General features: G+C 69.1%; 18 protein-coding genes. 10 read left to right on the forward strand and 8 right to left on the reverse strand.

Annotated features, from left to right (window positions below; all coding sequences use genetic code 11):
* Positions 1–9 precede the first annotated feature (9 nt).
* On the forward strand, positions 10–1,335 hold the full coding sequence (locus ACN9M6_RS11995) for a 3-deoxy-D-manno-octulosonic acid transferase (RefSeq protein WP_419163134.1): 1,326 nt from the start codon (positions 10–12) through the stop codon (positions 1,333–1,335).
* Here ACN9M6_RS11995 and ACN9M6_RS12000 read toward each other — a convergent pair.
* Together ACN9M6_RS12000 and ACN9M6_RS12005 are read right to left on the reverse strand one after the other, a co-directional pair.
* On the reverse strand, positions 1,332–1,553 hold the full coding sequence (locus ACN9M6_RS12000) for a PLD nuclease N-terminal domain-containing protein (RefSeq protein ID WP_419163135.1): 222 nt from the start codon (positions 1,551–1,553) through the stop codon (positions 1,332–1,334). The two genes, ACN9M6_RS11995 and ACN9M6_RS12000, sit on opposite strands and share 4 nt — an antisense overlap.
* Positions 1,550–3,442: an ABC transporter ATP-binding protein gene (locus tag ACN9M6_RS12005; protein WP_419163136.1), complete on the reverse strand. Its 1,893-nt coding sequence runs from the start codon at positions 3,440–3,442 to the stop codon at positions 1,550–1,552. Before ACN9M6_RS12005 ends, ACN9M6_RS12000 begins: the two co-directional genes overlap by 4 nt.
* 75 nt (positions 3,443–3,517) lie before the next feature.
* Here ACN9M6_RS12005 and uvrA point away from each other — a divergent pair, with 75 nt between their 5' ends.
* Both uvrA and ACN9M6_RS12015 read left to right on the forward strand, forming a co-directional pair.
* On the forward strand, positions 3,518–6,442 hold the full coding sequence (gene uvrA / locus ACN9M6_RS12010) for an excinuclease ABC subunit UvrA (RefSeq protein ID WP_419163137.1): 2,925 nt from the start codon (positions 3,518–3,520) through the stop codon (positions 6,440–6,442).
* Complete coding sequence (locus tag ACN9M6_RS12015; protein WP_419163138.1) at positions 6,439–7,485, forward strand: glycosyltransferase; 1,047 nt, start codon at positions 6,439–6,441, stop codon at positions 7,483–7,485. Before uvrA ends, ACN9M6_RS12015 begins: the two co-directional genes overlap by 4 nt.
* On the opposite strand, the gene ACN9M6_RS12020 is transcribed toward ACN9M6_RS12015, so the two are convergent.
* Complete coding sequence (locus ACN9M6_RS12020) at positions 7,467–8,540, reverse strand: saccharopine dehydrogenase family protein (RefSeq protein WP_419163139.1); 1,074 nt, start codon at positions 8,538–8,540, stop codon at positions 7,467–7,469. The two genes, ACN9M6_RS12015 and ACN9M6_RS12020, sit on opposite strands and share 19 nt — an antisense overlap.
* A 110-nt stretch (positions 8,541–8,650) precedes the next feature.
* On the opposite strand from ACN9M6_RS12020, the gene ACN9M6_RS12025 reads away from it, so the two are divergent.
* The 7 genes from ACN9M6_RS12025 (at position 8,651) to ACN9M6_RS12055 (ending at position 16,397) form a co-directional block, all read left to right on the forward strand.
* Positions 8,651–9,253 (forward strand): metallophosphoesterase family protein, encoded by a 603-nt coding sequence (locus ACN9M6_RS12025; protein ID WP_419163140.1) that lies wholly within the window; start codon positions 8,651–8,653, stop codon positions 9,251–9,253.
* Between the two features lie 182 nt (positions 9,254–9,435).
* Positions 9,436–11,955 (forward strand): DNA gyrase subunit A, encoded by a 2,520-nt coding sequence (gyrA, locus tag ACN9M6_RS12030; RefSeq protein WP_419163141.1) that lies wholly within the window; start codon positions 9,436–9,438, stop codon positions 11,953–11,955.
* On the forward strand, positions 11,952–12,950 hold the full coding sequence (locus tag ACN9M6_RS12035) for a threonine ammonia-lyase (RefSeq protein WP_419163142.1): 999 nt from the start codon (positions 11,952–11,954) through the stop codon (positions 12,948–12,950). The genes gyrA and ACN9M6_RS12035 overlap by 4 nt, the downstream gene beginning before the upstream one ends.
* Positions 12,947–13,663 (forward strand): HAD family hydrolase, encoded by a 717-nt coding sequence (locus ACN9M6_RS12040; RefSeq protein ID WP_419163143.1) that lies wholly within the window; start codon positions 12,947–12,949, stop codon positions 13,661–13,663. The genes ACN9M6_RS12035 and ACN9M6_RS12040 overlap by 4 nt, the downstream gene beginning before the upstream one ends.
* Positions 13,660–15,072 carry a hypothetical protein gene (locus tag ACN9M6_RS12045; protein ID WP_419163144.1) on the forward strand — a complete coding sequence of 471 codons (1,413 nt, stop codon included), beginning with the start codon at positions 13,660–13,662 and terminating at the stop codon, positions 15,070–15,072. The genes ACN9M6_RS12040 and ACN9M6_RS12045 overlap by 4 nt, the downstream gene beginning before the upstream one ends.
* An 87-nt stretch (positions 15,073–15,159) precedes the next feature.
* A complete protein-coding gene (locus tag ACN9M6_RS12050; protein WP_419163145.1) occupies positions 15,160–15,894 on the forward strand; it encodes a DsbA family protein in 735 nt (244 codons plus the stop codon).
* 2 nt (positions 15,895–15,896) lie between these two features.
* Positions 15,897–16,397 carry a vitamin K epoxide reductase family protein gene (locus ACN9M6_RS12055; protein ID WP_419163146.1) on the forward strand — a complete coding sequence of 167 codons (501 nt, stop codon included), beginning with the start codon at positions 15,897–15,899 and terminating at the stop codon, positions 16,395–16,397.
* Here ACN9M6_RS12055 and ACN9M6_RS12060 read toward each other — a convergent pair.
* From ACN9M6_RS12060 to ccsA, 5 genes are all read right to left on the reverse strand, one after another.
* Complete coding sequence (locus ACN9M6_RS12060; RefSeq protein ID WP_419163147.1) at positions 16,357–17,304, reverse strand: creatininase family protein; 948 nt, start codon at positions 17,302–17,304, stop codon at positions 16,357–16,359. The two genes, ACN9M6_RS12055 and ACN9M6_RS12060, sit on opposite strands and share 41 nt — an antisense overlap.
* Positions 17,305–17,339: 35 nt before the next feature.
* Positions 17,340–18,905: a M20/M25/M40 family metallo-hydrolase gene (locus tag ACN9M6_RS12065; RefSeq protein ID WP_419163148.1), complete on the reverse strand. Its 1,566-nt coding sequence runs from the start codon at positions 18,903–18,905 to the stop codon at positions 17,340–17,342.
* Between the two features lie 46 nt (positions 18,906–18,951).
* The gene (locus ACN9M6_RS12070) at positions 18,952–19,842 is read right to left on the reverse strand and encodes an RNA polymerase sigma factor RpoD/SigA (RefSeq protein WP_310758554.1); all 891 of its coding nucleotides are present in this window, start codon (positions 19,840–19,842) and stop codon (positions 18,952–18,954) included.
* A gap of 161 nt (positions 19,843–20,003) precedes the next feature.
* The gene (locus ACN9M6_RS12075) at positions 20,004–20,147 is read right to left on the reverse strand and encodes a hypothetical protein (protein ID WP_419163149.1); all 144 of its coding nucleotides are present in this window, start codon (positions 20,145–20,147) and stop codon (positions 20,004–20,006) included.
* A gap of 7 nt (positions 20,148–20,154) precedes the next feature.
* Positions 20,155–20,829, reverse strand: a complete 675-nt coding sequence (gene ccsA, locus ACN9M6_RS12080; protein ID WP_419163150.1) for a cytochrome c biogenesis protein CcsA — start codon at positions 20,827–20,829, stop codon at positions 20,155–20,157.
* Positions 20,830–20,834 lie beyond the last annotated feature (5 nt).

Here is a 20,834-nt window from a genome sequence, read left to right on the forward strand (position 1 = left end):
GGCTACGTCGTGAACGCCGGGGCGCGGCTGTCGGACGCCGCGGCCGGGGTGGCGCTCGCCGCCGCGCCGCTGCTCCGGCGCGTCCGGCCGGACATCGGGCGGGTGCTGGCGGCGCGCCGCGCCGCCGCCGCGGAGTTGGTCGCATGGGGATGTCGGCGCGAGCCGGGTCCCCTGCTTTGGCTCCACGGCGCGTCGGCAGGTGAACTGCTCGGTGCGGCGGCAACTGTGCGAGTGCTTCGCGCGGGTGTGGCCGCCCGATCCGGCGACCGCCCGCAGCTTCTCGTGACCTATTCCTCGCCGTCCGGGCAGGCCGCGCTCCAATGGCTTGGACCGGACCACTCCGGGTACGCCCCGCTGGATCGGCGGCGCGACTGCGACCGCGTGCTGGCGGTTCTACGGCCCGGACTGCTCGTCTTCGCCAAGCTGGATGTCTGGCCCGGTCTGGCCGCCGCCGCGGCGCGGGCCGGGACGCCGACCGCACTCATCAACGGCACGGTACGCGACGGGAGCCGCCGGTCGAGACGCGCGGCCCGACGCCTGTTCCGGGAATCGTACGCGCAGCTGGAGGCGGTCGGCGCCGCCAGCCGGGAGGATCGTCGGCGTCTGGTTGCGCTCGGCGCACGGACCGACCGGGTGACGCTGACCGGCGACGCAGCCTTCGATCTGGCCCTTGAACGGGCGGACCGGGCACAGGCGGATGGCTCCGCCGCCGCGTATCGCTCCGCCCTCGGGGGGTCGGAACCGGCGACGCTGCGCCTGGTCGCAGGCTCGACGTGGGGCGCCGACGAACGTGCGCTGCTCGATGCGCTGGACAGCCTCGTGGCCACTCGGCGGGACGGCGGACCAGGCTGGCAGCTCGTGATCGCGCCGCACGAGCCGACCGCCGCGCATGTCCGCGCGCTCGTCGCGTCGTGCGAGGCCCGCGGCGAGCGCGTCGTACGCTGGAGCCGGATCGGCGCGTCCCGCGCGGCGCCCGCCGGCGCGATTGTGGTGTTCGACGAAGTCGGCCGGCTCGCCGAGTTGTACGCGGTGGGCGATGTGGCCTACGTCGGCGGTGGCCTCGGGGGCACCGGGCTCCACAACGTGCTCGAGCCCGCCGCCGCCGGACTGCCGGTCGTGTTCGGTCCACGGCACGACCGGTCCGACGCGCGTGCGCTCGAAGCGGCCGGCGGCGGGCTCGCCTGTTCGCCCGGCGCGCTGCCCGACACCCTGGCCGGGCTGGCCGACCCGCGACTGCGGGCGCACCGCGGCGCGGCCGCACGCGCGTTCATCGAGTCCGGGGCCGGCGCAGCCGCTCTAACCGCGGATCTGCTCCTCCCCCTGTGGCCCGGCTAGCCGCGTCGCCCCGCCCACGGCTTGGGTCCGAAGACGAACCAGAGTACGCCACCGATGATCGGACAGAGAAAGATCACCGCGACCCAAAGCGCCTTTTCCCGCCTGGGCGCCGCCGAGAGGATGACGAGCCCCGTGGACCAGAGGTTCAGGAGCACGAGGAAGGTGAGGAGCGGCCAGCGCGGGTCCACTGTCGCGGCCCACTCGAGGGCCGCGTTCATGCTGCCGCCGTGGGTTTCTGAAACTGCAGGCGGTGAAGCTGCGCGTAGAGGCCGCCCTGCTCGAGCAGAGTGTCGTGCGTACCCGACTCGCTGATGCGCCCGCGGTGGAGGACGAGAATCCGGTCGGCTCCCTGAATCGTCGAGAGCCGGTGCGCGATGACGAGGCTCGTTCGCCCCCGCATGAGATGCTCGAGCGCTGTCTGAATCTCCGCTTCGATCTGCGAGTCCACCGAACTGGTGGCTTCGTCGAGCAGCAGGATGGGCGGGTCGCCGGCGAGGGCGCGCGCGAACGAGACGAGCTGCCGCTCGCCGACCGAAAGGTTGCCGCCCCTCTCGCTCAAAGGCTCGTCGTACTTTTTCGGCAGCCGCGCGAGGTGGCGGTCGACCCCCACCTGCCGCGCCGCATCCCGAATCTCGGCCGTGCCGATTCCCTCCCGATCGAGCGAGATGTTATCCGCCGCGGTTCCGGAAAAGAGATAGACGTCCTGCAGCACGAGTCCCATCCGATGGCGCAGGTCCGCGAGCCGCAGATCCCGAATGTCGACCCCGTCGAGCGTGATCCTGCCGCGCTGCGGCTCGTAGAACCGCATCAGAAGGCTGAACAGCGTCGTCTTGCCGGCTCCGGTGGCCCCGACCACTGCCAGCCGCTGGCCCGGATCGGCTACGAAACTGATTCCGCGGAGTACCCAGCCATCGTCGGGCCCGTCCTGATCCAGCCTCCCCTCGGCGCCCTCCCAGGCCGCCGCGTTTGCCAGCGCGGGCGTCGTAATGCCCGCCGCGTCCTCCTCCGGCGAGAGGTACCGGAACCACACGTCCTCGAACTCGATCCGGCCCTTCACGGCTGGCGGGAGCTCGACCGGACGGCGCGCATCCTCGATCCCCGGGCTCTCGTCCAGGAGCCGAAAGATCCGCTCCGAACTCGCCATCGCACCCTGGAGGATGTTGTATTTCTCCGACAGATCCTGGATGGGACGGAAGAACCGTCTCGCGTACTGGAGGAAGCCGGCGATCACTCCGATCGTCAGCGTCCCCTCGAGAGCCCGGCCGCCGCCGTACCAGATGATGAGGGCCAGCGCGACCGAAGCGAGCACCTCGATCACGGGGAAGAAGAGCGCGTAGTAGGTGATCGAGCGGAGATGCGCCTCGAGGTGATCGTCGTTGATCTCCCGGAACCACCGCGTCGCCGTCCTCTCCTGGCGGAACAGCTGCACCACCCGGACTCCGGTGATCCGCTCCTGCAGGTAGGCGTTGATCCGCGCAAGCCGGACCCGGATGTCGCGGTACGCCTCGCGGACCTTCTTCCGGAAGAGCCAGGCCGCGCCGAACACGAGCGGAAGCACCGCGAAGGTCACCAGGGCGAGCCGCCAGTCCATGACCAGCATCGCCACCATGATGAAGGCGACGGTGAACACATCCCCGAAGATCGTGACGACGCCCGAGGTGAACATCTCGTTCAGGACCTCGACGTCGCTCGTGAGCCGGGTCATCAGCCGTCCGACCGGGTTCCGGTCGTAGTAGGCGAGCCGGAGGCGCTGGAGATGACGGAAGATCTCCTGCCGAAGGTCGAGCATCACGTTCTGGCCGATCCACGTGGTGAGGATCGTGCGCGCGTACTCGAGTACGCCGGAGAGCAGGAGCGCGACGAAGAAGATGATCGCGAGGTTGCGGAGGGCGGCGAAGTCGCCGCGCGGGATGGCGCCGTCGATGACCTCCATGGTCAGCCAGGGGCCGACCAGCGCCAGGGCGGACGCCGCGATGAGCATGACCACGGCGATCGCGACCCTGAGCCGGTAGGGCCTGAGGTAGGCGAGCAACCGCCTCATGAGGTGGGCGTCGTACGCCTTGCCGAGCGCTTCTTCTTCCTGGAGCGGGCCGTCGGGCGTTTGCATGCCCCATAGTACGGACTGGGCCACTCCCTTCCAATCAGGTTGGCGCGGGTCCGCGCCGCCGGCCATCATCCTCATATGAGCGACCGGATCAGGGTCCGAGGCGCCCGGCAGCACAACCTCAAGGGCGTCGACATCGATATCACGCGCGGGGCCCTCACGGTCCTCACGGGGCCTTCCGGCTCGGGGAAATCGAGCCTCGCCTTCGACACGATCTACGCCGAAGGGCAGCGCCGTTACATCGAGTCCCTCTCCACGTACGCGAAGCAGTTCCTCGAGCGGATGCCCAAGCCGGCCGTCGATCTCGTCGAAGGCGTGAGTCCCTCCGTCGCCATCGACCAGAACAACCGCGTCCAGTCGAGTCGTTCGACGGTGGGGACGATCACGGAAGTCTACGACTACCTGAGACTCCTCTGGGCCCGCGTCGGGACGACCGTATGCCCCGACTGCGAGCGCCCCGTCGTGCCGGACACGGTGACTTCGGCCACCGACGCGCTGCTCGATCTGGGGTCGGAAGTTCGACTCGCCATAGCCTTCCCGGTCGCCCGCGAAGAGCGTGGAGCCGGCACCGGAGCTGTGGAGAACCTCACAGCGCGCGGCTATGTGCGGGTGCAGGCCGACGGCGACGAGATCTACCTGCCGGACATCGACCTCGAGGAGAGTGCGGGCGAGGACGCCGCTGGGGCGCTGACGCGGGCGACGGAGCTGCTCGTGGTGGTGGACCGCGTCGTGGCCCGGGAGGAGGACCGCGAACGGATCGCGGACTCACTCGCGGCCGCTTTTGCCGAAGGCGGTGGCGCCGCGGTGGCGCTAGCCTGGCGAAGGGGTTCGGAGACTCCGGAACGCCACGAGTTCGAGGAATCGTACCGGTGCGCGGCGTGCGGGCGCGGGTTCCCCCGACCGACGCCGGCGACGTTCAGTTTCAACAGTCCCGCCGGCGCGTGCGGCGTGTGCACCGGGTTCGGCGCGGTACTCGAATACTCGCCCCGCCTCATCGTCCCCGACCCCGGGCGTTCACTCGAAGCGGGGGCACTGGATCCCTGGGAGAAGCCTCGCTACTCCCGCGCCAGATCCCGGCTGCGAGGGTTCGCGCTGTCGGCAGGAGTCGACATGGCGGCCCCGTGGGAGACGCTTCCGGAGGGGGCGCGCGACGTTCTCATGCACGGAGGGACGTACGCCGGAGAGCGATTCCGAGGAATGATTCCTTTCCTTCGTTCCAAGGAGAACAAGCGATACAAAGCGTACATCCGCGTCTTTCTCCGCCAGTATCAGCTCCCGAAGCGGTGCTCCGGCTGTGGCGGGACGCGGCTGAAGCCGGAGGCCATGAACGTCCGGGTGGGCGGCCGACATATCGCCGGAGTCGCCGGGCGCACCGTGGGCGAAATCGCCCGCTGGCTCTCGGAGGACCTCGATCTTCCGCCGTTCGGGCGCCAGGTGGCGGCGACCATCCTGCGCGAACTCGAGCACCGACTCTCGTTCCTGGCGCAAGTCGGTCTGGCGTACCTCACGCTGGACCGTCAGGCGCGATCGCTCTCCGGCGGGGAGATGCAGAGAATCCGGCTGGCCAGCTGCCTCGGGAGCCGGCTCGTGAACACGCTGTACGTACTCGATGAGCCGACGATCGGGCTTCACCCGTACGACATCGCGGCGTTTGCCGGCGTGCTCGAGCGACTCGCGGGCCGCGACAATACCGTGCTGGTTGTCGAGCATGAACCATCGCTCCTCGAACGGGCCGACCGGATCGTGGAACTGGGCCCGCGCGCAGGGGAACAGGGGGGCGAAATCGTGTTCGAGGGTACGTGGGCGAGCCTGCTGGCGTCGGACACCGGTACCGGGCGGGCGCTGGCCCGCCGGGCGACGGGGGCGAGGTCGCGTGGGGACGAGCGCGGTGCGGATCGACCGGTCCGGCGGCACACCCGATCCGGCGGAGCGGCGACGACCGGGGAACTCGTCCTGCGCGGGGCCACGCTGCACAACGTCCGGGGCGTCGACGTGTCGATTCCCCTCGGGTCGCTTACGCTCGTGACCGGCGTCTCGGGATCCGGCAAATCGACGCTCGTGCGCGGGGTGCTCTTCCATGCGCTCGAGCAGGAAGTTGCCGGCCGGTCTTCGGCCAAGCCGCACCTCGGCGAACCCGCGGGCTCCTGGGATCGACTGGAGGGGGCCGAGTCTCTCGAGGATGTCGTACTCGTCGACCAGCGGCCGATCGGGCGCACCCCGCGCTCGAACCCGGCCACCTACATCGGAGCATTCACACCTCTGCGCAGCGCGTACGCGGCCACACCCGAGGCGCGCGCCCGTGGGTACGAGGCGGGGTATTTCTCCTTCAACCGGGCGGGCGGCCGGTGCGAGCGGTGCAAGGGTGCGGGCGAGGAGACGGTGGAGATGGTCTTCCTGGCGGATGTCTCCGTTCCCTGCGAGGCGTGCGACGGCTCGCGGTACCGTCCCGAAGTGCTGGAAATCGGGATCCGCGGCCGCTCGATCCGTGACGCGCTCGACATGACCGTCGACGAGGCGATCCGGTTCTTCATCCGCCACGATCGCCTGGGAGCGAAGTTGTGGCACCTGCAGCGGGTGGGCCTCGGCTATCTGCGGCTGGGCCAGCCGGCGACGACCCTCTCCGGCGGCGAGGCGCAGCGACTGAAGATCGCACGTGAACTCGCGCGGCGGGGACGCGCCGGCAGGCGGCTCTACATCCTGGACGAACCCACCGTGGGGCTCGGTGTCGGCGAGGTCGGCACTCTGACCAGTGTGCTCCGCGAGCTGGTGGGGGAGGGCCACACCGTGGTCGTGGTGGAGCACAACCTCGACCTGGTCGCGGGCGCGGACTGGGTCATCGACATGGGGCCCGGGCCCGCGGACGACGGAGGGAGGATCGTGGCGGCGGGTCCGCCCGCCGCGATCGCCGAAGCCGATGGGTCCCGAACCGGAGTGTTCCTGAGGGCGCGCGCGGCCCGCCTCGAAGCGGACGCCCACGTTGCCGCGGCCGCGAGACCGGCGTGAGGGACGCGGCGGAACCGAGCGTCTCGGTCCTCCTGCCATGCCGCGATGCGGGACAGTTTCTCGGCGACTGCATCGAGAGCCTGCGGGCGCAGTCCGAGTCGCGTTTCGAGGTGCTCGCCCTGGATGACGGGTCGAGGGACCACACGGGTGCCCTGCTCCAGGCGTGGGCCGAGCGCGATTCGAGGGTGCGGCTCGTCGACCGCGACGGCTCGGGGATCGTGGCGGCGTTGCGGCGGCTGGCCCGCGAGGCGCGATCGCCGCTCATCGCCCGCATGGACGCGGACGACATCGCACGCCCCGGACGGCTGGCCGCGCAGCTTCGCCTTCTGGCCCGGCGACCCGGCATCGCCGCGTGTGGGACGGGCGTCCGCTACTTCCCGCGCCCTCCCGCCGGCTCCGGCTATCGGCGCTACGAGGCGTGGCTCAACGGCCTGATCGATCCTGTCACGGTCGAGCGGAACCTGTTCGTCGAATGTCCCATCGCGCATCCCACTCTGATGGTGCGGCGCGACGCGTTCGAAGCGGTCGGCGGCTATCGCGAGACCGACGGACCGGAAGACTACGACCTGGTCCTGCGCCTTGCCGCCGAGGGGCACGGGCTGACCAACGTTCCGGAGACCCTGCACGAATGGAGGCTCGGCGCCCATCGGCTGTCGGAGCGGTCGGCACGCTACGGCGCCGATGCGTTCCGGAGCCTGAAGGTGTCTTTCCTGGCCGCCGGGCGCCTGCCGCGGGACCGGCCGCTCGTGATCTGGGGTGCCGGCAAGGTTGGAAAAGCCTTCGCCCGCGCCTGGCTGAGGCAGCCCGCGCCCAGAGGCTCGATGGTCCCGATCGCCGCGTTCGTCGATCTGGATCCGCGCAAGATCGGACAGAACATCCACGGGGCCGTCGTCATCAGACCCGAAGCGCTCCCGGAGTTCGCCGCCCCCGTCCGCCCGTATGTGCTGCTCGCGGTGGGGTCGCCCGGAGCCCGCCGCGAGATCCGGGAGGCGCTCGACGCCATGGATTACCGGGAGATCGAGGACTATCGAGCCGTGGCCTGACAGCCGAGCAGTTCCCATTGCACGTCTTCGAATTCTCGAAGCAGATCGGCCCCGTACGCGGATGAAGGCGTCTGATAGCCGACCTTCACGTCGCCACCGAGCGCGCGTGCCGCAATGGCGACCGCTGTCATCGCGGTGAAGCCATAGGGGTCGGGTGTCCGCAGGCGCGCCGCGGCGCGTTGCCCACCCGGATCTTCGATCTCCGCGACGAGGATCGCGTAACTCCTGCGGCGCGCGGAGTCGCTCGGCCCCTCCGGCCCGCGGTCGACCAGGCGGTTCAGCAGCGCCTGCGCGGTCCGCCCGGCGAGCAGCCATCCGATGCTGCGGCTCATGCGTGTGAGGCCGCTGAAGAGACGGTTCGCCTGGCTGTACGTCTCGATGTTGGCGATGCCCGTCGACCTGTACGCCGTCGAGACATCACCGAGCACGCTGACGAGGGCCGCGCGTGGGGGCTCCCCGAAGTCGAACTCATGGTGCAGTTGGCCGGGGCGGACCCTCGTGATCACGCCATCGCGCCGAATGCGAAAGTTGTTGACGCTCTCCAGAATCGTTCGCGTCGTCCCGCGGGACGTGCGGCTCCGGGCCCCGAGGCCGAGCCTCAGAACTCGGCCGCCGGGGTGTCGCGCGGCGAGATCGGCGATCAGGCAATCGCTGGGTACGACATCGAACCCGACGCCCGGCAGGACCATGATTCCCGCTTCTCCGGCCGCCGCATCGCGGGCGGCCAGCATCTCGAACACCTCGATCTCTCCGGTGATGTCGAGATAGTGCGAGCGCGTCGTGAGGCAGGCCTCGTACATCGGGAGGGCCGTCCGGGAAAAGGGCCCGGCGCAATGCAGGACCACCGCTATGTCCTCCAGGGCCGCCGCGAGCCGATCCGGCTCGTCCAGACCGACAGCCCTGGTCTCCAGCCCCGGAGTCGGCGCCATCGCCGCGAGCCTGGCGGCGTCCCGCCCCGCCAGGACGGGGCGCAATCCGGATCGCACCGCCTCGGCCGTCACGAGTCGACCCGTGTATCCGGTGGCGCCGTAGATGAGCAGCTTCGATTCACTCACGGTCAAACCCCGCTGGGGAACTGGATTCCCGGAAGGTGCGCGACTACCGTGCCACCGCGTAAGTGCCCACGCTTCGCGGCCCGTTGGGCGTCGACACCCGAGGACCTGCCATGCGGCTCCTGCTCGTCAGCGACTTGCACACCGACCTCCACGCGGCGACCTCGATCGCCGAACGGGCGCCCGACTTCGACGCGGTCGTGGGAGCGGGTGATTTCGCGGTCAGGCGTCGAGGGCTGCACCGGATCGTGCGCGTCCTGTCCGCGATCGAGACGCCGACCGTCCTCGTACCGGGAAACGGCGAATCGGCCGGGGAACTTGCGGAGGCGTGCGCCGGCTGGCCGGCGGCCCACGTCCTGCACGGCACGGGCGTCGACATCCGGGGCGTGCCGTTCTTCGGACTCGGTGGCGGGGTGCCCGTGACGCCGTTCGGACCCTGGAGCTACGACTTCACCGAAGACGAAGCGCGGGAACTCCTGGCGGACTGCCCGCCCGGGGCCGTGCTGGTGTCGCACTCCCCCCCGCTGGGGCATGCGGACCGCGACCGCGCCGGCCGGCACATCGGCAGCGTTGCGGTCCTCGAGGCGATCGAGCGCACCCGGCCCCGACTGGTCGTGTGCGGTCACATTCACGACTCCTGGAAAGTCCGCTCCCGGGTGGGCGATACGCCCGTCGTGAACGCCGGTCCGGCGGGGGTTGCCTGGCGGCTCGACTGAGGGAAACGGTCGCCTTTGACGGGCTATGTTTTCGGAACGCGCGAAGAGGCGGTCCGAAAGTCGCGAAACGCCCCAAAAACCGGTAAGTTACAAGGCTTTCCCGAGCGTGGCCGGGCTTCTCCGGAGACCCGCCGCCGCCGCGCCCTCGGGGATCTCGCAAACGCCCGTTCCGATCGGAATCCATGACCACCGACAGCACCACCGACAGCGTAGAACGCGTCGAGCCGAGACGGCTCGAAGACGAGATGCGCGACTCGTTCATCGACTACTCGATGAGCGTGATCGTGCAGCGTGCACTGCCCGATGTCCGTGACGGCCTGAAACCCGTGCACCGCCGGATCCTGTTCGCGATGCACGAGGCAGGGCTCGGGCCGACGAGGCCGTATCGAAAGAGCGCCACGGTCGTCGGCGACGTCATCGGCAAGTACCACCCTCATGGCGACTCGGCGGTCTACGACTCGCTCGTCCGGATGGCGCAGGACTTCTCGCTCCGGTATCCGCTCGTTGACGGCCAGGGCAACTTCGGCTCGGTGGACGGCGATTCCGCCGCGGCGTACCGCTACACCGAGGCCCGGCTGGCCGGCTTCGCGAGCGAGTTGCTCGGCGATATCGACAAGGAGACGGTCGCCCACACGCCCAACTTCGATGACAGGCTGCGGGAGCCCACCGTGCTGCCGTCGGCGCTCCCGAACCTGCTCGTCAACGGGTCGTCCGGCATCGCTGTCGGCATGGCGACGAATATCCCGCCTCACAACCTCCGCGAAGTGGCCGCGGCGTGTCATCAGCTGATCGAAGCGCCCGACACGACGCTGGAAGGGCTGATGGATATCATCCGCGGCCCCGACTTCCCCACCGGAGGCACCATCTTCGGCGGCGCCGGCATCCGCGAGGCCTACCGGGAGGGCCGGGGCCGAATCGTCATGCGGGCCAAGGCGGACATCGAGGAAGGCAGGGACGGCCGCGATCGGATCATCGTCCGCGAGATCCCGTTCATGGTCAACAAGACCCGGCTGGTCGAGCAGATCGCGGGCCTCGTGCGCGACAAGAAGGTCACGGACATCTCCGACCTCCGCGATGAGTCCGACCGCGACGGCATCCGCGTCGTCATCGAACTGAAGCGGGACGCGGTGCCGCAGATCGTGCTCAACCAGCTGTTCAAGGGCACGCAGCTCCAGTCCACGTTCGGCGTCATCATGCTCGCGCTCGTCGACGGTGAACCACAGGTGCTGGACCTCAAGACGATGCTCGAACATTTCCTCGAGCACCGGCACGAGGTCGTGGAGCGGCGCACTCAGTTCGAGCTGCGGGTGGCGAAGGACCGGGAACACGTCCTCGAGGGTCTGAAGATTGCCGTCGACCACATCGACGAGGTCATCAGGATCATCCGCGGGTCCGCCGAGACCGAGATCGCCGCCGCCCAGCTCCGGGGCGCCTTCGAACTCAGTGAGCGGCAGGCCGATTCGATCCTCAACATGCGGCTGGCACGCCTCACGGGCCTCGAGATCGAAAAACTCGAAGATGAGTTGGCCAAGGTCCGCGTTCGCCGGCGGGAACTGGAAGAGATTCTCTCCTCGCGCCGCCGCCGGATGGAGATCGTCGGGCAGGAGTTGTCCGCGCTGGTCGACAAGTTCGGTGACGAGCGCCGGACCGAGATCGTGCCCGACACCTCGAATCTGACGGACGAGGACCTGATCGCCGAGGAGCGCATGGTGATCACGGTGTCCCACACGGGGTACATCAAGCGGATCGAGCCGCACGTCTACCGGTCGCAGCGGCGCGGCGGCCGCGGGATCGCCGGCATGGGGACGAAGGAGGAGGATTGGGTGGAACATCTCTTCCTCGCCTCGACCCACGACTACCTCCTCATCTTCACGACCGCGGGCCGGATGTACTGGCTCAAGGTCTACCAGATCCCCCCCGCCCGCCGTACGGCGCGCGGGAAGCCGATCGTGAACCTGCTGAGGATGGGGAAGGGAGAGAAAATCGCGTCCATCGTGAGGGCACGGGAGTTCTCGGAGGACCGCTTCCTCATCTTCGCCACCCGCCGGGGACTCGTGAAGAAGACGAGCCTGGCCGCCTACCGGCACGTCCGCGTGGGAGGACTGGAGGCGATCAATATCCTGGACCGCGATCGGTTGATCGACGTCCAGCTCAGCGATGGCTCCAACGACGTGATCCTCGCCACCCGGCTCGGAGTGTCGATCCGTTTCTCGGAGGAGGATGCCCGGGTGACGGGTCGCAGGACTCAGGGCGTGATGGGAATCAGACTCCGGCGCAAAGACGACGTGATCGGGATGGTCGTGGTGCGGCGCGAAGGCGACCTGTTGACCGCGACGGAACTGGGCATGGGGAAGCGGAGCAACGTGGAGGACTACCGGAGCCAGAGGCGCGGGGGGAAAGGCGTCATCAACCTGAAGGTGACCGACAAGTCGGGACAGGTGGCGGCCATCCGCGAGGTGACGGATGACGATGAGTTGATGTTCGTGACCCGAAACGGTGTCATCAATCGACAGATGGCCGAGGGCATCCGGACCATCGGACGCAACACGCAGGGCGTGCGGCTGGTCGCGCTCGACGAAGGGGACGAACTCGTGGATGTTGCGTGCCTCATCGACCCGATCGGGACGGACCCGGATGACGATGAGGTGGAGGTGGAGGTGGGGGTGGAGGAGTCGGTCGCGTCCGGCGGGAGCGAGGAGTGAGCCGCGCGGCCACGGCCCTGGTTTCGATCGCCGACGTCGAGGACGCCTACGCCCGGATTCGGGGGGCGGTCCGGCGCACGCCCCTGATTCCGGCGCCGCTTCCGCGGCCCGGAGGGCGCGCCGCCACGGATGCCGGCGAGACGCTGTGGCTCAAGTGCGAGAACCTTCAGCGGGTGTCGGCGTTCAAGGCGCGGGGCGCGTACAACTTCGTGAGCCGCCTGTCTCCGGCCGAGCGGGCCGCCGGGCTGCTCACGTACTCGTCGGGCAACCACGCCCAGGCAGTGGCCTGGGCCGCACGCGAGTTCGGGGTGCCGGCCAGGATCGTGATGCCGGTCGATGCCCCCGACGTGAAGCGCACGGCGACGATCGCGCTCGGGGCCGAGGTCGAACTCGAAGGCACGACCTCTTCCGAGCGCAAAGCGCGGGCCGAGCAGATCCAGCGTGAGGCCGGAGGGACGATGGTGCCCCCGTTCGACGACCCCGACATCATCGCGGGCCAGGGGACCGTCGCCCTCGAGGTCGTCGAGCAACTCGGTACGCGGAAACCGGGGATGGTGCTGGCGCCGATCGGGGGTGGCGGCCAGCTGTCCGGCGTGGCGGCGGTCGTGCGGCGCCGGTGTCCCGAGGCCGAGGTGATCGGTGTCGAGCCCGCCGGAGCGGCCTCCATGCTTCGCTCGCTGGAGCACGGCGCGCCCGTGACGCTCGACCGCGTGTCGACGGTCGCCGATGGCCTCAAGCCCGTGCGGCCCGGTGACCTCACGTTCGCGCACTGCCGTGATCTCGTGGACTGGGTCGTCACCGTGGAGGACGACGCGATTCGGGATGCCGTGCGCTGGCTCTTCGGCCTGCGGCTGGTCGTAGAGCCGTCGGGCGCGGCCACGGTGGCCGCGCTGCTCAGCGGCGTTGTGGACCCTGCGGCGCAAGGCGAGACCGTGGCGATCCTGTCGGGAGGCAACATCGAGCCGGCGCTGCTCGCCGAGTGGATCCGCGGTTGACGGTCCCCGCGGGCGGCGAGGCCCCCATGCTCGTGCTGTTCGATATCGATGGGACGCTGATGCACGCCGCGGGGGCCGGCCGCGCCGCGATCGAGGGCGCCATGGTCGAGGTGTACGGCACCTCCGGTCCCATCGACGAACTCCCCTTCGACGGAATGACCGATCCCCAGATCGCGCGCACACTGCTCCGGGCGGCGGGCCTCTCGGGGGCCGCGATCGACGCGGGCCTCGACCGGCTGTGGACCGAATACACTGCCCGCCTGCAGCGCGAGGTCGTCGAGCGGCGTGGACGGATGCGACCGGCGCCTGGTGTACCGGCGATCCTCGATGCGCTCGAAGAGGCGGGGGTGGCCCTGGGGCTCGTGACCGGCAACATCGTGGCCGGCGCCCAGGGCAAACTCTCCGCGGTCGGACTCTGGCACCGGTTCCCGTTCGGCGCCTTCGGGTGCGACGACGCCGACCGCAACCGGCTCCCGCCGATTGCCCTCGACCGGGCCTACCGCCATACCGGAACGCGCTATGGCCCGGGTCACACGTGGGTCGTCGGCGACACGCCGCACGACATCGCCTGCGCCCGCGAGTCCGGCCTGCCCGTGCTCGGCGTCGCGACCGGACGCTTCTCGGTGGCTGATCTCCGGCGAGCCGGCGCGAACGAAGCCTTTCCATCGCTGCTGGACACAGGCCGCGTGATGTCGACGCTCGCTCGCGCATGATCCGTTCCGCGGGCGAACCGCGCGGGTTCAGGTTCGACGTGCTCATCGCCGGAGAACCCGTCCGCCGCCGAATCCCGGTCATCTGCTCCCCCCTCGGCATCCAGTTCGAGGGCGAGCAGGTGGATCTCGAGTCCGTGTTCTGGGTGTCGCGGCGCGCCGGTCTCGTCCTGCTCTTCGCGCGGAACCGTACCCTGGCGTTCTTCGGAGAGAGTGGGGATCTCGAGGAACTGGCCCGCCTCGTCGAGCGCGGCAGCGACAACGATGCGCGACGGTCGATGCTTCGGCCGCTGGCGGCCGAGGTCGTCGTCTGCACGGCCGGCACGGCGGTCGCCGGCCACGTCGGGCAGGAGCGGATCAGCGGCCTCTACCTCGCGGTGTTCACCCGGCAGGGCCTCCACCTCTTCGCCGAGGAGCGGCGGCACACCCTTCGCTGGCCCCTCGAGCGGGCGGCGGAGGTCGTCGCCGAGGCAGAAGGTGCGAGCCGGCCCGTACTCGAGCTGGCCGGCGGCGATGCGGCGCTCAAGATTCGCTACCTCTTCCCCGAGGAGATCGGGGCCGTGGTCCAGGTCGCCCGGAGGACTCCCGCGCCTCCGGACCGCGACGGCGCGCTCGAGATGTTCGACAAGGGGGAGGTCACCCGGCCGCTGCCGGCCCGGCCGCCACAGTTCTCCGAGGCCACGAACACGCTGCAGCGAGCCTGCGAAGCCGCGGTTGCGCGCGTGAAGATCGATCCCTCGATCGGCGAGCGTTTCGATCGACGTTACTTCGAGCGGCATCTGCAGACGCTCGGCGAGATCGCGCTCGGGCCTCTGATGCTGAGGCGATCGGCCGCCCTCGAGGCGGGCTCCCTCATGAGTGCGATCGAGGCCATGGATGCGGAGCAGGTGCGGCAGGACGCGATCGCCGCGCTCGACAGCGTCACCGTGGAGCTGCTGCGGGTCTATGGTTCCGAAGTGCGGACCCTCGTCAAGGCGAAGCGGCTCGACCGTGAACATGCCGAGAAGGCGCTGGCCGCCGCGGATGAACCATCACTGCGGGAATCGATGGCTCAACACATCGAGGCACTGAACCCAGCGTTCAACGGCGTCGTCGCGCGACAGCAACTCCTCTTGCAGCAGTTGCATGCGCGCGACCTCGCTCCGCCGGAAGCGGAGGAGGCGGGCGTAGAACAGGCCATCGCTTCCTGGCGAAACCAGGTGGCGAGACTCGATGTGGCCTACGGAGCGGCCGGAGCCGAGGTGCTTCTCGAACTCGCAGCCCTCTGGTCCGACCGCCTGATCCCGTCCCTTCGAGGACTGACGGCTCTGCGCGGCCGACGCTTGTCGGAGAGAGCCCGATTGTGGATTCTTGCGATTGTGACGTTCCTGGCCGTGGCCGCGCTGGCCTGGCTGGCCCGGGACATGTTCTGACCCGAGGCGGTCACGACACTGGATGGGCTGCCGGCAGGCCCCTGGCGAAGGCGCAGGGGGCTGCCCAAGCCCGGGAGAGTAAGACAGATGGCAAAGAAAACGAACTGGCTGTTTCGAGGCACGCTGGCCGCCATCGTGATCGTCGGCGGGGGCTGGCTCCTGCTCGGCGGGCGAGGCGGGTCGGGGCCGCCCGCGACGCACCCGGATCTCCTCGCGGTCCTCGCCGAGGCCGAGGCCGATCCCTCCGTCGGCGTGACCCTCGGCCCCGAGTCCGCGCCGATTACAATCGAGGAATTCTACGATCCCTCGTGTCCCCACTGCGCGACCTTCGCGGGCTTCGCGGGGAAGCTGATCCGTCAGAACTACGTGGAGACGGCGAACGCCCCGGTGCGCTGGGTCTCCTACGACTACATGATCGGGTTCCCCAACTCCGTCGCGGCATCGCTGGCCGCGCGCTGCGCGGGTGACCAGGGCCTCTACTGGCCTGTGCACGACCTCCTTCTCGCGCGCCAGACGCGCTGGTATCAGCTGCCGGATCCGGGCGACGCGATCGCGGAGATCGCGGGCCAGGCAGGTGTCGAGGCCGGCGCCTGGGAAGCCTGCATGCGCGACCGCCGCCACCTCGACGCGATCGCGGCATCGCACAAGGTGGGAGAGACGCGGGGCGTGAACTCGACGCCGACGCTGTTCATCGACGGCGAGCGCGTGGACCTGCAGGGCGTGGATCCCTACACGCACCTCGAAGGACTCATCCAGGCCAGGCTCGCGGCGATGTCCTCCGGGTCCGCCGGGAGCGACCCTTCGCCGCAGGGAACGCCGTAACCTTGAGCGGACTGAATCGGCGCCGGGGCATCGCAGTCCTGGCGCTGACCGGTTTCTTCCTCTCGATGTACCTGTTCCTCTACGCGCTCGGCTACTACGGCGAGCTCGCATGCGGCGCGGGAGGAGGATGCGATCTGGTCCAGGGATCCCGTTGGGCCCGCTTCCTCGGCTTCCCCGTGGCAGGCTGGGGTGTGGGCTGGTACGTCGCCGTGTTCGGCGTCTCGATGCTGGGCACCCGCGACGGGATCGGCGGCGCGACCTGGATCCCGCGGATCCTCGTCCTGCTCGCGCTCGGCGGTGTCGCGTTCACGATCTACCTGACCGCGCTCGAGATCTGGGTCATCCACGCGATCTGCCGCTGGTGTGTCGGGAGCGCCGCCCTCACCATCGCGATCTTCCTGCTGTCCCGCCACCCTCCCGGAGTTCCGCGCCTTCCGCCGCTCCGCCTGACGCAGCAGTCGGTCAGGTGCCCGACGGGCGCAGTTCGTTCCAGCGTTCGATGAACGCCACCGCGGCGTCGACGAACACCTCCGTCGCGATGCGTCCCCGCTCCGTCGTGGCTTCCGCCGGGTCGCGCGTCCCCCACACGCCCGTGGACGACATCTCGATCGACGACGTCCCCTTGCCCGTCGACTCGTCCTTGAGCCCCTCGGCCAGAAACACGGCGAGCGCCGTCGGGTCGCCGGCCAGCACGTCGGGCAGCATCGCCTCGAGCTGCGGGGGCATGGTGACCTCGGCCGGTACCGCGGCGTCGAGATCCACCAGTGTCGGCATGAGGTAGAGCGAACTCGAGGTCTCGGGCGTTCCCCCGTGACGGTCGAGTTGATCCGGCGGCGGAGTCGGGGCGGAGGCCATCCGTGCCCGGTCCCTGAACGGTCCCGCCACCGCGCCCAGATCCACGGCGATGCCCGCCGTCTCCTGGTTGATGCGGTCGACGATGAACGTCGTGATCGCCCGGTTCCCCCCGTGCGCGTTCATGATGAGGAAGCGCTTGAACCCGTGAGCGATCAGACTCTTCACGGCCTCGACGTACACCTCCTGGACCAGCGACGAGGGCAGCGTGATCGTCCCCTCGAACCCCATGTGGTAGGGCGACTGCCCCGGCAGGAGGATCGGGGCCACGAGCACGTCGGCACGCTGAGCCACGAGCTTCGCCTGCTCGACCCCGTTCAGGTAGTCCGTGCCGATCGGCAGGTGGTTGCCGTGCTGTTCCAGCGACGCGACCGGAATCAGCACCAAGTCGCTCCGCGTGAGGAAGTCGCGCACCTCCGGCACCGACATGTGCGGCAGGTAGTTCCTCACCTTCTCCTGGGTCCACAGCGGGTTCGTCTGCGCGGCCGCCGCCGGGGCGAGCGAAAGCAGCAGGACGGCGCCGAGCCGCAGCGCAGACGCATTCGGGGATCGTCTCATGGGACCGGGTCCTGTAGGAAGGCGGTCGAAGTCTGTCAGAAAACCGTGATCGGCATCGTCAGCAGCGCCGCGTAGAGATCGATCGCGTACCACAGATTGGCGATCCGGAGATTCTCGTCGGGCGCGTGCTGGTTGTTGTCGTGGTTCGCGACGGGGACGTTCAAGGCGGGTTTCCCGGCCACATCCGTGAACAGATAGAGGGGAAGGGTGCCGCCCAGGCCGGGGGCCAGGACGAGCGAGCCCGGGCCGAACGCACGGTCGGCCGCCGCCGAAGCCGCGCCGATGATCTCCTGCACGAACGGGTTATCCATCCCCGTGCGGGCCGCGGGGTAGCCGCCCCCGCCCGTAACCCTGGCGATGCGGGGATATCGAAGCCGGGTCTCCATGTCCGGGGCCTCGGACACGACGTGAAATCCCTGCCGCTCAATGTGCTCCACGACGAGTTGCCGCAGGTGGTCCGCTTCGTTGCCCTTGACGAGCCGGATTCCCAGCGCGGCGACCGCCGTATTGGGTATGATGTTCCGGGCCAGCGCGCCGGTGTTCCCGCTCGTGAGGCCGCGGATGTTCAACGCCGGAAGGAGGATACGCTCCGACAGCGTCTCGGGCTCTCCCTCGGTCCACACCAGCCCCAGTTCGCGCTTGAGGTCTTCGTCGACCGGTGGCATCGCCTCCAGCGCCGCTTGTTCCTCGGCCCCCAGCGGCTCGACTGTGTCGTACCAGCCGTCGACGAGCACCCGCCCGCTGTCGTCCTTCATGGAGGCGAGCAGCCGGGCGAGGATGTTCCCGGTGTCGGGGGTCCAGTTCCCGTAGTGGCCGGAGTGAAGATTGCGGGTGGCTCCGTAGACCGTGACCTCCATCCCCATCGAACCCCGGACGCCGAACGTCAACTGCGGGCGGCCGCTCTGGTGCGCGGGTCCGTCGAAGAAGAGCCATACGTCGATGTCCGCGATGCGATCCGCGGCCATCTCCATGTACTGGCCGAGGTGGCGCGAGCCCGCCTCCTCCTCGCCGTCGAAGAAGAAGACGAGATTGGATGTAGGCTGGACGCCTTCCTCCCGGAACGCGCGCAGGACGGGCAGCAGGGCCGCGATCGGCGCCTTGTCGTCACCGGCCGAACGGGCGTACAGCCGCCACTCCGGGTCCACCGGATCTCCCGGCTCGGGCATGGGGCGCGGCGTCCCGCCGGCCTCCATGGAAGCCGTATAGAGCGTGGGTTCGAACGGCGGGTGCGTCCAGTTCAAGGGGTCGACCGGCTGGCCGTCGTAGTGGACGTAGATGCCCAGAGTCCGCTCCGCGTCGGGCACGCGAAGCTCGCCGTGCACGAGGGGTGCGACGCCGTCGATCCGAAGCAACTCCGAAGTGACCCCGACCGCCCGCAACTCGTCGCGGATGTACTCGGCCGCCCGGGTGATATCCTCGAGGTCACGGGCACGGTTGGGATACGACAGGAGTTCGGCGAAGTCCCGCAGGATCTCCACCTCGTGCGCCTCCCGGTACGTCCGCGCGAGATCCGCCCCCGACTGGGCCGCGGCTGGATGGGCCGCGAGGATTCCCCCGACCAGGGCTACCGAAATCCGCCCGAATACTTGATGGGTTGTCATGCGGGCATCATGCCGATGCCCCGAATCCATCGGCAACCCGTGGAGTTCAGGCGGTGGCGCGCCAGAAACCTTCCAGCGCCTCGCCGTCCGGCGACGCGCGGAGCTTGTCGAAGGCCCGATTCCGGATCTGCCGGATCCGCTCCCGAGTGACGCCGAGCAGGGAACCGATCTCCTCCAGCGTCATCTCCTCGCCATCGTCGAGGCCGTAGTAGAGCACCAGGATCTTCCGCTCACGCTCGGTCAGGTAGCGCTCGAACATCTTCTCGAGGAACTCCCGGCGCGCCTGGTCCTCGACATCCTCCTCGATGTCCGCGTCGTCCATCCCCGAGAAGCGCTCGCCGAACGAGGCGCTGTCGCGGTCGGACTTGTCGAGCGGCGCGTCGAGGCTCAGCTCGGCGGAAGCGACGCGCCGCAGCGCCCGCACCGTCTCCACCGGCTCCTCCATCTCCTCGGCGATCTCCCGGTCGGTCGGCGAGCGTCCCAGCTTCTGGGTCAGCGCCGTCTCCGTCCGGGACAGCTTGACCAGATTCGAGTTCTGGTTGAGCGGGATCCGCACCGAGCGGGTCTGCTCGGCCAGCGCCTGGAGCACCGTCTGCCGGATCCACCACACCGCGTAGGAGATGAACTTCACGCCCTTGTCGGGATCGAACTTCTTCACGGCCTTGAGCAGGCCCTCGTTCCCGATGCAGACGAGTTCGGCCAGGTTGAGTCCCCGGCCCTGGTACTTCTTCACGTACGAGATCACGAACCGCAGGTTCGCCGTGACCAGCCGCTCCGCCGCGTGGCGGTCTCCGGCACGGGCCTTGCGGGCGATCTCCCGCTCGATCTGAGGGTTCTCGATCAGCGGGTACCGCTCCACGTCCTGCAGATACTGATCGAACGAGTCGAGCGCGTGCGTGTCGAAGAACATGCGTCGGCTTGTGGCCGTCTTCGCCATATGGTGTCCGAATCCTGGCTTCGGGGTCGGTTGTCGAAAACCCGCGTCCCGGAGCGAGCTAACCGGCGCTTCGCCCCGCTGCGGTTCGATCCGATCGCTTTTGATACAAACTTGAAACAATAGAGAGATGTAGAGCGAACCGCACGTTGTCCCGACTACTTCTACCCCGTACCCCCGCCGAAGTCCCCACCGCCCGACCTCTCGCTCGCGGCGCGTTCCCGCGTCCGAAGGCGTAGGACGTACCAGATCAGCGCGGCCCAGGCAATCCCGTATCCGGCGCCGACGAAGAGCCAGTGCTCGTTCATCGCTCGTTCACTCCTCGCCCTCAGGTCCGGACAGTTCGAGTTCGAGTTCCGTTGCAGCCAACCTGTAACGCCGGAGCCAGAGGTACGTGAAAGCGATCGTGTACGCCGCGAACCCGAGCAGCATCACCAGCCCGAACGCGCTCGCCATCGAACGGGGCGACGAGGGGGCTTGGTGCAGGCTCCGCCACCAGAACACCGACAGGTACACGATCGGTACCTGGACGAACCCGATGAGGCCGATCACGGCCGCCCAGCGCGCGCGCTGATCCGGATCTTCCGTCATCGAGCGGACGACCAGGTAACCCGTGTAGATGGGTACGAGGAGCGCCGTCGTGGTGATTCGCGGATCCCACGTCCACCAGATGCCCCACGTGGGCCGGGCCCACAGCGAGCCCAGGACGAGGGTGAGAACGGCGCCGAGCACCCCCAGTTCCGCGGCGGAGACCGCCAGGAGGTCCCATTTCAGATCTCGTTGAACGAGATAGAGGATGCTCATGAGAAACACGACGAAGAACGCCAGCATCATCGCCCACGCCATGGGCACGTGAACGTAGAGCAGGCGCTGAACCTCGCCCTGCAGCGCGTCGGCGGGCAGGACGAGGAGGCCGAGCACGGCGCAGGCGACGATGCTGGCGATCGCCACCCAGCCCAACACCGTCAGTTTGTTATTCGGTTGGTTCATCGAAC

Origin of the sequence: Candidatus Palauibacter sp. (genome assembly GCF_965197445.1) — a bacterium.
In the GTDB taxonomy this organism is placed as follows: domain Bacteria; phylum Gemmatimonadota; class Gemmatimonadetes; order Palauibacterales; family Palauibacteraceae; genus Palauibacter.